Below are 15,153 nucleotides of genomic sequence, written 5' to 3'. Positions count from 1 at the left end.
CGGGCCTGCCGCGGGCCCGTCCGCCGGATCCCCCGCCGGATCGGCCGGCTCGGCCGGCGGATCGGCCGCACCGGCGGAGGAGAGCCGGGCGCCGTCGGGCGTGTGAGAATGTGACTCGCGATGACTGACAGTAAGCCGGCCGCGCGGCGGTCGGCGGACACCGACGAGAGCCGCCCGGGTGCCGCGCGCCCCGGGCGGCCCCGCAGTGAGCGCGCCGAGAAGGCGATCCTGGACGCGACCATCGACCTGCTGGCCGAGGAGTCCGGCGTGGACGGCGTGTCGATGGAGGCCGTGGCCGCCCGGGCGGGCGTCGCCAAGACCACCATCTACCGGCGCTGGCCCAACAAGGAGGCGCTGATCGTCGGCGCGCTCGGCGAGCTCAAGGGTCCGTTGCCCGAGCTGCCCGGCACCACCGTCCGGGACGACCTGCTCACGCTCGCCCGGCACATGTCGGTCGAGCGCGGGTTCAAGGCGTCCCGCTGCTTCTGGAACGTGGTCGGCGGCGCGGAGAAGTACCCCGGGCTGTACGAGCGCTACCGGCAGCACGTGCTGAACCCGCGCCGCGCGGTGTACCGCGCCGTGCTGCGGCGCGGGATGGAGCGCGGCGAGCTGCGCGGCGACCTGGACGTGGACGTGGCGGTCGCGATGCTCGTCGGCGCGTTCGCCTACCACAAGCCTCCGGACCCCTTGCCCGACGGGTTCGCCGAGAAGCTGGTGGACACCTTCCTCCGGGGCGTCGCGACGGATTGACCGGAACGCCGGTTTCTTCATGCCGTTTTCGGACCGCCTATCGTGATCTTCTCCCCGGCGGCCCCGGGCATGCTCCATACTGGGCTGGGGGAGTGGATGCAGGACCGGCTGACTGGAGCGTCAGGTGAGATCCGTCATGGCGCCACGGGGCGATGCGCCCGTCGGCGATTCCCCGTCCCGCACACTCGTGCTCGGCTTCGACGCCGACCGCGCGATCGTCCAGTGCGGACCCAACTGCCCCGCCGTCCTCGGCCGTGACCCGGCCGAAGTGATCGGGCGTCCGGCGACCGAGCTGGTCGCCGACGACGCCAAGGCGGAGCTGGAGAACCTGCTGGAGGCCGCCGCCGCGGGCCAGGAGCGCACCGCCGTGCTCACCGCGCGGCACGCCGACGGCCGCGGCGTCGACGCGGTCGTCACCGCGCAGCCCATGGTCGGCGACGGCACCGCCGGCCTGCTGTACGTGCGGGTCGCGCTGCCGCCGAGCGAGCGCTTCCAGGACCCGTCCCTCATGCGCCGCGCGCTGATGGACGACGCGCTCACCCGGTTCGGGGCGTCCCTCGACCTCGACCAGAGCGCGCGCGGCATCGTCGACGTCGTCGTCCCGCACTACTGCAACGTCTCGTCCGTGCTGGTCCTGGAGAGCCTGGTCGCGGCGGACGAGGTGCACGAGGAGACCGGCTCGGCGGTGATGCGCCGGATCGCGGTCAGCTCCGAGGACGACGACCCCGCCTGGACCGCGACGTTCCCGGTCGGCGAGGTGCTGGTGTTCCCCGAGGGCACCCCGTACCGCCAGGTGCTCGACACCGCCCGGCCCGTCCACCTTCCGCACGTCGAGCGCGCCGACGCCGGGCGGATCGCCGGGAAGTGGCGGCGCAACCCGGTCGGGCGGCTGCTGTCGGACGTGTCGATGGTGCTGCTGCCGATGATCGCCCGCGACACCCTGCTCGGCTTCATCGCCTGCACCCGCGTCGGCGGGTACCGCCGGTTCGACCCCTACGACGTCGAGATCGGCATGGAGTTCGCGGCCCGCGCCGCGATCGTCATCGACAACGCCCGCCGGTTCAGCCGCGAGCGCGCGACCGCCCTCGCGCTGCAGCGCAGCCTGCTGCCGAACCGGCTGTCGGCGCCCGCGACCGTCGAGGTCCGGCACCGCTACCTGCCCGGCAGCCAGCTGGTCGAGGTCGGCGGCGACTGGTACGAGTCGATCGCGCTGCCCGGCGCCCGCGTCGCCCTCATCGTCGGCGACGTCGCGGGGCACGGCGTGCGCGCCGCCGTCACCATGGGCCGGCTGCGCACCGCGCTGCACACGCTCGCCAACCTGGAGCTGCCGCCCGCCGACGCGCTGCACGTCATGCACGAGCTGATGATCGAGCTCGGCGAGCAGGAGCCGCACTTCGCCACCTGCGTGTACGCGGTGTACGACGCGACGACCGGCACGATGGAGGTCGCGTCCGCCGGGCACCTGCCGCCGCTGCTCGCCGCCCCGGACGGCGCGAACGAGTACCTGGAGGTGCCGCCCGCCCCGCCGCTCGGCGTCGCGGGCGGCGCGACCATCGAGAGCCGCGAGTTCACCGTCGAGGACGGCTCGGTCTTCGTCATCTACACCGACGGCCTGGTGGAGAACCGGGGCCGCGACATCGACGACGGGCTGGCCCGGCTGCGCTCGCTGTTCACCGCCGAGACCGTCGGCCGCCCCATGGAGGACCTGGCCAAGGCGACCCTCGCCGGCGTCTACGCCGACCAGCACCGCGACGACATCGCCGTCCTGCTGGCCCGGCTGCACCGGATGCCCGCCGACCGGATGGCGTCCTGGCCGCTGCCGACCGACCCCGCGTCCGTCCGCCGGGCGCGCGGCCTGGTGGCCAGCAAGCTCGCCGAGTGGGGCCTGTCGGAGCTGGTGCACGCCACCGAGCTGCTGGCGTCCGAGCTGGTCACCAACGCGCTGCGGTACGCCCCCGGCGGCATCGAGCTGCGGCTGCTGTTCGAGCGCACCCTCACCCTGGAGGTGCTGGACCGCTCGGCCGCCCTGCCCCGCCTCCGGCACGCCGCCGACGACGACGAGAACGGCCGCGGCCTGCTCGTCGTCAGCCAGCTCGCGCACCGCTGGGGCACCCGCCGCACCCCGGCGGGCAAGGTCGTCTGGTGCGAGCAGATCGTCCCCGGCATCGCCCCCGAACCCGACGAGCCCATCCCCAACTGGCCCGGCGAGAACCACCACCGCTGAGCTGATCGCAGTCCCGGCCACCTGCGCTCGCCTGGCGGCTGTGTTGATCGCAGGCCCGGCCCACTTGCTCGCCTGGCGGCTCGCTCCGTGACCGTGTCTGGGCGAACGCGGCATCGCTTCGCGATCTGCCCGGTTCCGCTCGCCTTCGGCTGCGCTGCACCGGGCAGGTCACGCGTTCGCGCGCGTGGTCGGCCAAGGCGAAAAGGGACCTGAGCGGGAGCGGACACCGCTGATCGTCGCGCCGGGCCGGGCTGGGACCCGGCGCGGCGGTCAGGGGTTCTCGCGCCAGCGGTTGGTGATGGGGAGGCGGCGGTCGCGGCCGAAGTTCTTCGGGGTGACCTTCGGGCCCGGCGGGTACTGGCGGCGCTTGTACTCGGCGAGGTCGGTGAGGCGGATGACGCGGTCGACCAGGTCCGGGTCGTGGCCGGCGGCGACCAGGCGTTCCCGGCCCATGTCGCGCTCGACGTAGTCGGCGAGCAGCGGGTCGAGGACGTCGTAGGGCGGCAGGGAGTCGGAGTCCCGCTGGTCGGGGCGGAGCTCGGCGGACGGCTCCTTGACGATGATCGCCTCGGGGATCGGCGCGCCCTCGAACGGGTGCAGGAACGGCAGGTCCGAGCCGACCTGCTCGTTCCGCCACCGGGCGAGGTCCCAGACCATGGTCTTGACCAGGTCCTTGATGGGGGCGAAGCCGCCCGCCGAGTCGCCGTAGAGGGTGGAGTAGCCGGTCGCGAGCTCGCTCTTGTTGCCGCCCGTCAGCACCAGGTGGCCGTACTCGTTCGACAGGCCCATCCAGATGTTCGCGCGGATCCGCGCCTGGAGGTTCTCCGAGGCGACGCCGTGCAGCCCGACCTCGGCCTCGAACGCGTCCACCATGCCGCGGATCGGGATGATCCGGGAGTGCACGCCCTGCCGCTTGACCAGCTCCTCGGCGTCGGTGACCGAGTGCTCGGACGAGTAGCGGCTCGGCAGCATCACCACGTGCACGTTCTCCGGGCCGATCGCGTCGCACGCGATGGTGGTGACCAGCGCCGAGTCGATACCGCCGGACAGCCCGAGGATGACCGAGCGGAAGCCGTTCTTGCGGACGTAGTCGCGGGTGCCGGTGACCAGGGCCCCGTACACCTCGCCGAGGTCGTCCAGGCGCGGGGCGAACTCCTGCGGACGGAGCGGGGCGGCGGGCACGGGCTCGGCGGACAGGACGTGCCGCTCGACGGTGATGGTCGTGCCGTCCGGGGCGGCGACCGGCTCGCGGCCGGGGCCGGACGCCGGGCCGGCGGCGGGCAGTTCGAGGTCGGACACCAGCAGGTGCTCCACGAACTGCGGGCCGCGGGCGAGCAGCGCGCCGTCCGCGCCGACCACGACCGAGTCGCCGTCGAACACCAGCTCGTCCTGGCCGCCGACCATGTTGACGTAGGCGAGCGCGCAGCCCGCCTCGCGGGCGCGCCGGCCGCACAGGTCGGCCCGGACGTCCTGCTTGGCCCGCTCGTAGGGGGAGGCGTTGAGGGCCAGCAGCAGGCCCGCGCCGGCGGTCGCGGTGACGCTGACCGGCCCGCCGTCCTGCCAGAGGTCCTCGCAGACGACGGTGGCGACGTCCACGCCGCCGACCCGGACGACCGGCAGCGTGTCGCCGCGCACGAAGATCCGGTACTCGTCGAACACGCCGTAGTTCGGCAGGTGGTGCTTGGCGGAGCGGACGAGCACCTCGCCGCCGTGCAGCCACGCCGCGCCGTCCAGCGGGGCGCCGGCGGGCTGGCCGGGGCGGACGAGCGCGACCGTCCGGCGGTCGAGGTAGCCGACGACGACCGGCAGGTCGCCCAGGCCCTCGTCGGCCAGCCGCCGGGCGAGCCGCTCCAGCGCGTCCCGGGACGCCTCGACGAACGAGGAGCGGAGCGCCAGGTCCTCGACGGGGTAGCCGGTGAGGGCCATCTCCGGGAACGCGACCAGGTGCGCGCCGGCGTCCCTGGCCCGCCGGGACCACTCGACGACCAGCCCGGCGTTGCCGCCGAGGTCGCCGACGGTCGGGTTCACCTGGGCGAGCGCGATCCTGAGCTGTGCCACGTTGACCACCCTAGAAGGCCGCCGTCCCGGCGCTCACCGGGCGGGTATCGTCACTATGACGATAACGGGCGGGCCGGGTCAAGCGGCGGCCGGGGCCGTCCGCCTGCGGACGGCCGGCGCGAGCGCCAGCTGCATGCCCGCCGCGGCGAGCCCGAGCGCCCCGCAGACCGGCCACATCAGCGCCGACCCGCCGAGGCCGAGCAGCTGGGTGCCGCCGAGCGGGGCGAGCATCAGGCCGCCGGACCAGGCCAGGCCGTACAGCCCGCCGTAGCGTCCGCGCAGGTGGTCGGGGGACAGCCCGGCCACGACGGCCTGCAGCACCGACGCGACCAGGATCTCGCCGAACGTCCAGAAGACCACGGTGGCCGCGTACTGCCAGGGCGTGGACGCCAGGGCCGTGGAGCCGATCCCGACGCCGACGATCGCCATGCCCGCGGCCAGCACCAGGGAGTGGTCCCGCCGGGTCAGCCAGGCGTTCACCAGCGGCTGGACGGCGATGATCACGACGCCGTTCAGCGCGATGACCCAGCCGTAGGTGCCCGCGCCGAGGCCGTGCTCGCGCATCGCCAGCGGCATCGTCGACATGGACTGCATGAGCACGAACACGTACACCGTCGCCGCGAACGTGTAGCCGACCATGACCCGGTCCCGCAGCACGTCCAGGAAGCCGCCGCGCGGGGCGGGCCCGCCGTCGGGGTCGGCGGTCCGCGCCGGGCGTGTCTCCGGCACCGCCCGCCAGACCAGCAGGCCGAACGCCGCCGCCGCCCCGGCGTTGATCCAGAACAGGGTGTGGAAGCCGGTGCGCGCGAGCGCCCCGGCGGAGACCATCGCGACCGCCCAGCCGAGGTTCACCGCCCAGAAGTTCAGGCCGAACGCGCGCGCCCGGTCCGCGGCGGGGATCATGTCGGCGACCATCGCCTGCGACGCGGGCCGGAACATGTCCAGCAGCAGGCCGAGCACCACCGCCGCCGCGACCAGCGCGACGATCCCCTGGGCGTAGCCGAGCGCCAGCATCGCCGCGCCGCTGCCGAGCGTCGACAGCAGCAGCGTGCGCCGCCGCCCGATCCGGTCGGCGAGCATCCCGCCGACGAACTGGCCGGCCAGCGAGCCCGCGCCGAGGACGGTCATCACGCCGCCCGCCTGCGCCAGCGACAGGCCGCGCGCGCTCGTCAGGTACAGGCCGAGGAACGGCGCGACCATGGTGCCGAGGCGGTTGATCAGCGTGCCCGTCCACAGCGCCCAGAAGGCGCGCGGCAGGCCGCCGAGGCGGGCGGCGAAGAAGGAGGCCAGGCGGGTCGGGGGCGTGGAGGGCGTGGGGGGCGCGGGTTCGTGCAGGGCTTCGTCGAACGTGGTCACGACGACGATGGTCGGGCCGTGGGGAGCGTTCCGGACAGTCATTTAGCCTGGGCTAAAAGATCGGGGGCGATGTGATCGACTTCGTGTTCACCCCGGACGACGTCGCCCGGGTCCGGTTCGCCTTCTCCCCGGTGTGGGAGGCGGTCGGCGGGCTGCGGGTACTGGCCGACCCGTCCCGGCGCGCGCTGCACCTGCCCTGGCTGCGCGCCGTCCGGCCGCGGCTGGACGGGCTCGACCTGGACCTGCTGCGCTCCCTGGTGCCCGCCGTCGGGTACGTGGCCGACTTCCTCACCCCGCCGCCCACCACCCCGCTGCCGGACTTCGCCTCCGAGCTGGAGATCATCCGCGCCACTCCGCGGGCGGTCGTCGCCGAGGAACTGCGCTGGTCGGGCAGCGTGGGCACGCCGCAGTACCGGTCCGGGCCGGGCGGCACCGCCCTCGCGCGGCTGGCCGCCGACCCGGACGGCACGCTCGACACGCTCACCGAGCAGCTCGACGCGTTCTGGCGGGTGGCCGTCCGGCCGTTCTGGGGCCGCATCCGCGAACTGCTGGAGGGCGACGTGCTGCGCCGCTCCCGCGCCCTCACCGAGCGCGGCGCGGCGGGCGTGTTCGCCGACCTGCACGAGACCGTGACGTGGGACGGCGGCGTGCTGCGCGTCGAGCGGCCGTGGAACTACCGGGGCGGCCTGGACGGCAAGGGCCTGCTGCTGGCGCCGAGCGTGTTCACCTGGCCGCGCGTGCAGGTCGTCGCGCCGCCCTACCAGCCGATGCTGAGCTACCCGGTCTCCGGCGTGGCGACGGTGTGGGAGACCCGGCCCGAGCCGCGCGCGGGGGCGCTCGGGACGCTGGTCGGACGCGTCCGGGCGGAGATCCTGCACGCGCTGGACGCGCCCGCCTCGACCACCGAGCTGGCCCGCCGCCTCGGCGTCACGCCGGGCGCGGTAAGCCAGCACCTGGCCGTCCTGCGGTCCTGCGGCCTGGTGACCGGGCACCGGATGGGACGCCGCGTCCTCTACGTCCGCACCTCCGCGGGCGACGACCTGGCCCGCATCAGGTGACCGGCCCGCACCAGAGGGAACGGCCCCGGCCGGCCTCTGGCGGGCTCCGGTGCGATGGGCGACCGCGAGTGCGGGATCAGCGAGGGGTGAGGAGGTCGCGGAGGCCGATCTGGCGGCGCGGCGCCGCGTCGCCACCGGGCCGGGCCAGGTCGTAGCGTCCGGACTCGACCAGCCAGTCCAGGTGCGCGCGCGGCGCCGCGAGCAGGACCGCCGCGACCCGCCGGACGGAGGTGCGCTCCGCCGGGGACGCCGCCAGCCGGTCCAGCCCGTCCGCCAGGGCCAGAGCGGCGGCGGGGACGTCGGCGGCGCGCCGCGCGATCTGGTCGACCGCCCGCCGGACCGCCTGCTCCTGCCCGCACCCGTCGGCCGCCGCCAGCACCGCGACGAGGTCGTGCACGTCGCCGTCCGCCCGCTCGCGGCGGCAGGACGCCAGGTCGTTGCACCAGGCCAGCAGGTCGGCGGTGGCCTCGGTGAGCGCCGTCCACGCGGGCAGGTCGACGACCAGCGCCGGCAGCTCCACCCCGAGCGCGGGCTCCACCAGGTCGAACAGGTGCGGTCCGCACGCGGCGCGGCGCGCGGCCGGGTACCGCTCCGGCGCGGGGACCTGGCCGGTGCGCCGGTTCACCGCCTCCCCGGCGCAGGCCGTCCGGTGCGCCGCCAGGTGCGCCAGGAACCGGCGCCGCCAGCCGGCGCTCATGCCCGCCGACGTCCGCTGCCACAGGTCGCCGAGCGTGCTCTCCAGCGGACGCGCGCCGGGCCGGGGACCGCCGCGCCGGACCGCGCGCAGCAGGTCGTCGTACAGCTCGCAGACGGCGGTCGCGCTCGTCGCCAGCGGCGGTCGGTCGAGCATGTCGTCGAGGGCGAACGTCCAGGTCAGCCACTGTCCGAGCAGTTCGACGCGGTCGAGGTCGGCGGACGGCAGCAGGCGGGCGGCGAGCCGGTCGCAGCGGGCCCGGCCGAGCGGGGAGGTGTCCGGGTCGCCGACCACCAGGCCGTGCGCGCGGGACCACGCGTCCTGCCGTCCGGCGAGCGGCCACGCGCCCGGATGCATGGTGGACGGGGCGGCCAGCGAGGCCACCCGGTCGGTGAGCGAGAGCAGCGTTGAGACGTCCACGACCCGCTCCACGCTAGTGATCGTCACCGCCGCCGCCGGACGACCGCCACGTCAATTTTTGGGAAACGGAACCGGCCGCCATTGATGACCGGCGACGGCGCCGGGGGCCGTGGACGCGCCGCCGGGGCGTTCCGGTGCGGCGGCCGAGAGGGTTCCGCGACGGGCCGCCGGGGATGTCCGGGACCGGGCCGCGGGCGTGGGATAGTCGTGCGAAACCCCCGGCGCACAAGGAGCAGAGCGTGTTCGGACGTCCCCTCTCCCGACTCTCGCGGGCCGCCGCCGCGGTGCTCGCGGCGCCCCTCGCCGCGTCCCTCGCCGCCGGGTGCGGTGTGCGCCAGGGCGAGGTGAAGGGCGTGGCCCTGGTCGACCGGACCCGGCTCACCGTCTGCACGCACGTCCCGAACCCGCCCTTCGAGGAGCGCCGCGGCGGACGCGTCGCCGGGTTCGACATCGACCTGATGGAGCTGGTCGCCGGGCGGCTCGGCGTCCCGTTGAAGGTGCGCGAGACGGCGTACGCCCCGCTGCAGTCGGGGTCGGCGCTCACCGCCGAGCGCTGCGACGTCGTCGCGTCCGCGATCACGATCACGCCGGAGCGCACCGCCGACGTCCGCTTCTCCCGGCCGTACTTCGACGTCCAGCAGATGATCGTCGGCCGCCGGGGGCCCGCGTACGCCTCGCCCGCCGCGCTCGCCGCCGCGCACCTGCGGGTCGGGACGCTGCAGGCCGCGCAGGGCGAGCGGGCGCTGCGCGACGCCGGTCTCGACACCGTCTCCTACAAGACGCCGGACGCACTCCTGGACGGCCTGCGCGCCCGCCGGGTGGACGTCGTCGTCGCCGACCACCCGGTCGCGCTGGGCTGGCTCCGCGACCCCGCCAACGCCGCCTTCGCGGCCCGCGGACGCTTCGGAACCGGCGAGCAGTACGGGTTCATGGTGCGCAGGGACGGCGACCCCGCGCTCGTCCAGATGATCGACCAGACGCTCGCCGCCGCCCGCGCGGACGGCTCCTACCAGCGCGTCTACGCGAAGTGGATCGGCCTGTCACCTACCGTCCGGCGGTAATGACCATGGTAGAAATCGTCTCCACGTGCATCACAACCCCCTGGAGGATCACGTGTCCGGACGCATTCCCCGACTCCCGGCGCTCGTGGCGGCAGGCGTCGCCCTCGTGCTCGCCACCGCTTCCGCGTGCGGCGGCGGGGACGACGGCGCCACCGTGCAGGGCGCGAAGCTCGTCAAGAAGGGCCAGTTGACCACCTGCACCCACCTGCCCTACCCGCCGTTCCAGTTCGAGAAGGACGGCAAGGTCGTCGGCTTCGACATCGACCTGATGGACCTGGTCGCCAAGAAGCTCGGCGTCACCCAGAAGGTCGTGGACACCCCGTTCGAGACGATCAAGACGGGCGCGGACCTGAACGCGGGCAAGTGCGACGTCGCTGCGGCCGGCATGACCATCAAGCCCGAGCGCGCCAAGTTCATCGACTTCACCAAGCCCTACTTCGACGCGACCCAGGCGGCGATGTCGAAGAAGGGCGCGTCGTTCGCGTCCGTCGAGGACCTGAAGAAGGTGAAGGTCGGCACGCAGGCGTCCACCACCGGTGAGGACTTCGTGCACGCCGCGAAGATCGACTCGGTCTCCTTCGACGACTCGGCGGCGCTGCTCAACGGCCTGCGGTCCGGCAAGGTCGACGTCATCGTCGAGGACTACCCGGTCGTGCAGGGCTGGCTGAAGGACCCGGCGAACTCGGCCTACGCCATCACCGGCAACTACAACACCGGCGAGCAGTACGGCTTCGCCGTCCGCAAGGGCAAGAACGACGGGCTGAAGAACGCCATCGACTCGGTCATCGCCCAGGCCCGCACGGACGGCTCCTACAAGACGATCTACGAGAAGTGGATCGGTCCCATGCCCGAGGGGCACTGACGTGGCGTCCACCTCCGAGACCGCCGCGCCGCGCGCCCGCGGCGGCCTGACCCGCAGGCGGCGCAGGCAGCTCGTGCTCGGCGGCGAGTACGGCGTCTTCGTGGTCGCCGTCGTGCTGTTCGTCGTGCTCGCGGACTGGAAGTCCCTGCACGAGAACTTCGCGAACTGGTCCGTCGCCAAGGGCCTGTTCCCCGACATCATCACGGTCGGCCTGCGCAACACCGTCATCTACACGGTGACCGGGTTCGCGCTCGGCCTGGTCGGCGGGCTGGTCATCGCGCTGATGCGGCTGTCGTCGGCGCTGCCGTACCGCTGGTTCGCGATGGCCTACATCGAGGTCTTCCGCGGCCTGCCAGCGCTGCTGATCTTCATCTTCGTCGGCACCGGCATCCCGCTCGCGTTCCCGGGCGCCTCGCTGCCGGGCGGTGTGTACGGGCAGGCGGCCGTCGCGCTCGGCCTGGTGTCGGCGGCCTACATGGCCGAGACGATCCGGGCGGGCATCGAGGCGGTGCCGCGCGGCCAGACCGAGGCGGCGCGCTCGCTCGGCATGTCGCAGTCCCGGGCGATGCGGACGATCGTCGTCCCGCAGGCGTTCCGGGTGGTCATCCCGCCGCTGACCAACGAGCTGGTGCTGCTGTTCAAGGACTCGTCGCTGGCGCTGTTCATCGGCGTGTCCCTCACCCAGCGGGAGCTCACCAAGTTCGGCCGGGACCTGGCCAGCCAGCAGGGCAACACCACGCCGATCCTGGTCGCGGGGCTGTGCTACCTGCTGGTCACGATCCCGCTCGGCTACCTGGCCCGGCGGCTGGAGGCACGGCAGAAGCGGGGGCGGCGATGAGCGCGATCGAGATCCGGGGCCTGCACAAGACGTTCGGGTCGCTGGAGGTGCTGCGCGGCATCGACCTGAGCATCGAGTCCGGCGAGGTGGTGTGCGTGATCGGGCCGTCCGGCTCGGGCAAGTCCACCCTGCTGCGCTGCGTGAACCTGCTGGAGGAGCCGTCCGCCGGGACGGTCTCGGTGGACGGGGTCGAGCTCACCGACCCGGACGTGGACATCGACGCGGCGCGCCGCCGCATCGGCATGGTGTTCCAGTCGTTCAACCTGTTCCCGCACCTGGACGTCCTCGGGAACGTGACCGTCGCGCAGCGCAAGGTGCTCGGGCGGGACAAGGCCGAGGCGGAGCGGGTCGCCCGCCGGAACCTGGAGCGCGTCGGCCTGGCCGACAAGGTGGGCGCCTACCCGGAGAAGCTGTCCGGGGGCCAGCAGCAGCGCGTGGCGATCGCCCGCGCGCTCGCCATGGACCCGGCCGTCATGCTGTTCGACGAGCCGACCTCGGCGCTCGACCCGGAGCTGGTCGGGGACGTCCTCGGCGTCATGCGCGCGCTGGCCGACGAGGGCATGACCATGGTCGTGGTCACGCACGAGATGAGCTTCGCCCGCGAGGTCGCCGACCGGGTGGTGTTCATGGACGGCGGCGTCGTGGTGGAGCAGGGCCCGCCGGACCGGGTGATCGCGAGCCCGGAGCACGAGCGCACCCGGACGTTCCTGGCGCGCGTCCTGGATCCGGCCGCCGCCCGCGTCGGCGAGGTGGACGGGCTGGACCACACCCTGGGGACCGGCGCCGACGACTCGGCGCCGAAGGGCCGCCCCCTGGGGCTCGGGAGGAACCGGCACTCCGAATGAATCGCCGCGAAACGGCCCCCGACCTGCGCGTCGGCCGGGGGCCGGGGGTAAGCGTCAGGTAAACCAGGGTAAGCCTGGGGTGTGAAGACGCTGCTGCGCCCGGGGTGTCCGCCGTGTGACAGAGTGGGCGACACGGGGTGCCATGTCCGTGACGCCCGCGACTGCTCGCATAAGCGGCGTTTCCGCTGGATACGCCGCCGCCGGGACGGGCATCGCGACGTAACGTCGCGGTAACAGCGGTTGGTCATACTGCAAGTGCCGGACCCGGCGTCACACACCGCCTGCCGGGGACGGCGTCGCACGAGGGAGAGGGCTTTGGACCGTCAGCAGGAGTTCGTGCTGCGCACGCTGGAGGAGCGGGACATCCGCTTCGTCCGGCTGTGGTTCACCGACGTGCTCGGCTTCCTGAAGTCCGTCGCCGTCGCGCCGGCCGAGCTGGAGGGCGCGTTCGGGGAGGGCATCGGCTTCGACGGGTCGGCGATCGAGGGGTTCGCCCGGGTCTACGAGGCCGACATGATCGCCAAGCCCGACCCGTCCACCTTCCAGGTGCTGCCATGGCGCAGCGAGACGCCCGGCGCCGCCCGCATGTTCTGCGACATCCTCATGCCGGACGGCACGCCGAGCTTCGCCGACCCGCGGTTCGTGCTCAAGCGGGCGCTGGCCCGCGCCGCCGACCTCGGGTTCACCTTCTACACCCACCCCGAGATCGAGTTCTTCCTGCTGCAGAACCGCCCCGAGGACGGCCGGGAGCCCGAGCCGGTCGACCAGGGCGGCTACTTCGACCACACCCCGCACAGCGCCGCGCACGACTTCCGGCGCAACGCGATCATGATGCTGGAGTCGATGGGCATCTCGGTGGAGTTCAGCCACCACGAGGGCGCCCCCGGCCAGCAGGAGATCGACCTGCGGTACGCCGACGCCCTCACCACCGCCGACAACATCATGACGTTCCGCCTGGTCATGAAGGAGGTCGCGCTGGAGCAGGGCGTGTACGCCTCGTTCATGCCCAAGCCGTTCACCGACCACCCCGGCTCCGGCATGCACACCCACATGTCGCTGTTCGAGGGCGACAAGAACGCCTTCTACGAGCCGGGCGCCGAGTTCCAGCTCTCCAAGGTCGGGCGCGCGTTCATCGCGGGCGTCCTGCGGCACTCCGCCGAGATCACCGCCGTCTGCAACCAGTGGGTGAACTCCTACAAGCGGCTGTGGGGCGGCGTCGGGTTCTCGGCGGGCGCGGGCGGCGAGGCGCCGTCCTACATCTGCTGGGGCCACAACAACCGGTCCGCGCTGATCCGCGTCCCCATGTACAAGCCCGCCAAGGGCCACTCGACCCGCATCGAGTTCCGCTCCCTGGACACCGCCGCCAACCCCTACCTGGCGTTCGCGGCGATCCTCGGCGCGGGCCTGAAGGGCATCGAGGAGGGCTACGAGCTCCCGCCGGGCGCCGAGGACGACGTGTGGGCGCTGACCTCGGCCGAGCGCCGCGCGATGGGCATCGAGCCGCTGCCGCAGAGCCTGGACGAGGCGATCCGCGCGATGGAGCGCAGCGAGCTGATGGCGGACGTCCTCGGCGAGCACGTCTTCGACTTCTTCCTGCGCAACAAGCGCCAGGAGTGGGAGGAGTACCGGCGGCAGGTCACCGAGTTCGAACGCCGCCGCCTGATGCCCGTCCTGTAGGCGTCCGCGCGTCCTGTGGGCGTCCGCGCGTCCTGTGGGCGTCCGCCCGGCACGGCGCGCGGACGACGGCCGGGAGCCCGCGCGGGGGTCCGGCCGTCGCCGTCTCAGGCCGTCTCAGGGCCGTCTCAGGGCCGGGTCACGGCATGAGCGTCTCGGCGATCCGCCAGAACCCCTTGACGTTCAACGTCCTCGGGGTGATCGCGAACGCGCCCTTGAGCAGCGGCCCGCCCTTCCCGCCCGGGAAGTAGTAGACCGCTCCGATGGAGGACGGCAGGTCGGGGTACGTGCGGCCGTACCCCGCGATGACCAGGTCGCCCGTCCCGTCGCCGTTCAGGTCCTGGACGAGGACGGAACTGCCGAACAGCTCGTGCTTCTGCGGACGGGCCGGAGCCCCCGCGAGGGAGAGGTCGACCGACCGCGCGCCCTTGGCGGTGAGGCCCTTGCGCGTCCCGTAGAGGACGGTGACCGCACCCGCCCTCTCGGTCTTGCCGAGCCTGGTCCCGGCGGCCCCGGCGACCACCTCGGCGAAGCCGTCGCCGTCGAGGTCGCCGACGGCGAGCGAGTCGCCGAACCGGTCGGAGGCCGAACCCTGGCCCGGGACGCCCGGCGTCTCCTTGGAGAACGTCACGGGCGCGCCGAGGCCGCCCTTCCCGCCGTACAGAACGCTGATCTGCCCGGTCCCGCCCGGCCGGTACCGCTTGACGACGAGGTCGGCGCGGTGGTCGCCGTCGAAGTCGCCGGGCTTGGCGGACCTGCCCGTCGTGGCGCCCGTGACCTGCGCCGCGGAGACCCGGGGCTCGTCCGTCAGGGTGAGGGCCACGGCGGATCCCGCCGCCACGGCTCCCGCCGCCAAGGAACCGATCCCGGCCAGGGTGCGCCTTCTCATACGCGGAAACTCCTGAAAGCGGGGGAGGTGGACGGGGGAGCGGCACAGCGGGGCTCGCGGGGATCAGGGGGACGGCCGCGCGTCCCCCCGTGGGTGAGTCGGCCCAAGATCGATCCGGGTTCGCGCCGTGGCCGTTTCGTGATCTCGTATCGCTCTCCGTGCCCGGACGGCCCCGGCGGATTACGGTGGTCGGGTGAGCACGCCGAGCGCGCACGACCGCCGTCCCTCACCCTCGCTGCCGACCAGGCTGGCCCGGCTGGGCTTCGGTGACCCGGCCGGAGCCGAACGCCTGCTCGCCGAGGCCGGTCCCGCCGTCACCGCCGAGCTCCTGGACGACCTGGGCGCCACCCCCGACCCGGACCTCGCGCTGCGCGGCCTCGTCGCCCTGCTCGCCGGCGCCGAGCGCGCGGGCGAGGCCGCCGCG

At 73.7% G+C, this 15,153-nt stretch carries 13 protein-coding genes; 9 read left to right on the top strand and 4 right to left on the bottom strand.

The genetic code is table 11. The annotated features are described in order from the left end of the window. The first annotated feature begins 120 nt into the window (after window positions 1-120). Window positions 121-750: a TetR/AcrR family transcriptional regulator gene (locus tag DZF91_RS36190; protein ID WP_117361531.1), complete on the top strand. Its 630-nt coding sequence runs from the start codon at window positions 121-123 to the stop codon at window positions 748-750. A gap of 136 nt (window positions 751-886) precedes the next feature. Beyond that, entirely contained in the window at window positions 887-2,974 is a 2,088-nt protein-coding gene (locus DZF91_RS36185; RefSeq protein WP_117361530.1) for a SpoIIE family protein phosphatase, read from the top strand. Between the two features lie 270 nt (window positions 2,975-3,244). Here DZF91_RS36185 and DZF91_RS36180 read toward each other — a convergent pair whose 3' ends face one another. Both DZF91_RS36180 and DZF91_RS36175 read right to left on the bottom strand, forming a co-directional pair. Beyond that, on the bottom strand, window positions 3,245-5,032 hold the full coding sequence (locus DZF91_RS36180) for an NAD+ synthase (RefSeq protein ID WP_117361532.1): 1,788 nt from the start codon (window positions 5,030-5,032) through the stop codon (window positions 3,245-3,247). 78 nt (window positions 5,033-5,110) lie between these two features. Then, complete coding sequence (locus DZF91_RS36175) at window positions 5,111-6,430, bottom strand: MDR family MFS transporter (protein WP_117361529.1); 1,320 nt, start codon at window positions 6,428-6,430, stop codon at window positions 5,111-5,113. Window positions 6,431-6,459: 29 nt separating this feature from the next. Between DZF91_RS36175 and DZF91_RS36170 the strand changes: the two genes are divergently transcribed. Further along, window positions 6,460-7,446: an ArsR/SmtB family transcription factor gene (locus DZF91_RS36170; RefSeq protein WP_117361528.1), complete on the top strand. Its 987-nt coding sequence runs from the start codon at window positions 6,460-6,462 to the stop codon at window positions 7,444-7,446. 76 nt (window positions 7,447-7,522) lie between these two features. On the opposite strand, the gene DZF91_RS36165 is transcribed toward DZF91_RS36170, so the two are convergent. Next, a complete protein-coding gene (locus DZF91_RS36165) occupies window positions 7,523-8,587 on the bottom strand; it encodes a terpene synthase family protein (RefSeq protein WP_199487128.1) in 1,065 nt (354 codons plus the stop codon). Between the two features lie 212 nt (window positions 8,588-8,799). Here DZF91_RS36165 and DZF91_RS36160 point away from each other — a divergent pair, with 212 nt between their 5' ends. From DZF91_RS36160 to DZF91_RS36140, 5 genes are all read left to right on the top strand, one after another. Beyond that, window positions 8,800-9,621 (top strand): ABC transporter substrate-binding protein, encoded by an 822-nt coding sequence (locus tag DZF91_RS36160; protein WP_158588127.1) that lies wholly within the window; start codon window positions 8,800-8,802, stop codon window positions 9,619-9,621. A gap of 25 nt (window positions 9,622-9,646) precedes the next feature. Then, window positions 9,647-10,483, top strand: coding sequence for an ABC transporter substrate-binding protein (locus tag DZF91_RS36155; RefSeq protein WP_235834818.1), 837 nt, complete (start codon window positions 9,647-9,649; stop codon window positions 10,481-10,483). A gap of 1 nt (window position 10,484) precedes the next feature. After that, on the top strand, window positions 10,485-11,321 hold the full coding sequence (locus tag DZF91_RS36150; RefSeq protein ID WP_117361525.1) for an amino acid ABC transporter permease: 837 nt from the start codon (window positions 10,485-10,487) through the stop codon (window positions 11,319-11,321). After that, on the top strand, window positions 11,318-12,166 hold the full coding sequence (locus DZF91_RS36145; protein ID WP_117361524.1) for an amino acid ABC transporter ATP-binding protein: 849 nt from the start codon (window positions 11,318-11,320) through the stop codon (window positions 12,164-12,166). The genes DZF91_RS36150 and DZF91_RS36145 overlap by 4 nt, the downstream gene beginning before the upstream one ends. A 315-nt stretch (window positions 12,167-12,481) precedes the next feature. Then, complete coding sequence (locus DZF91_RS36140) at window positions 12,482-13,843, top strand: glutamine synthetase family protein (protein ID WP_117361523.1); 1,362 nt, start codon at window positions 12,482-12,484, stop codon at window positions 13,841-13,843. Window positions 13,844-13,979: 136 nt separating this feature from the next. Here DZF91_RS36140 and DZF91_RS36135 read toward each other — a convergent pair whose 3' ends face one another. Further along, window positions 13,980-14,729: an FG-GAP and VCBS repeat-containing protein gene (locus DZF91_RS36135; protein ID WP_117361522.1), complete on the bottom strand. Its 750-nt coding sequence runs from the start codon at window positions 14,727-14,729 to the stop codon at window positions 13,980-13,982. Between the two features lie 193 nt (window positions 14,730-14,922). On the opposite strand from DZF91_RS36135, the gene DZF91_RS40770 reads away from it, so the two are divergent. After that, a partial coding sequence (locus tag DZF91_RS40770) for a hypothetical protein (protein WP_158588126.1) occupies window positions 14,923-15,153 on the top strand: 231 nt, incomplete at its 3' end.

It is taken from the genome of Actinomadura logoneensis (assembly GCF_003428695.1).
Classification (GTDB): domain Bacteria; phylum Actinomycetota; class Actinomycetes; order Streptosporangiales; family Streptosporangiaceae; genus Spirillospora; species Spirillospora logoneensis.
This window is presented reverse-complemented; position numbering and strand designations above follow the sequence as displayed.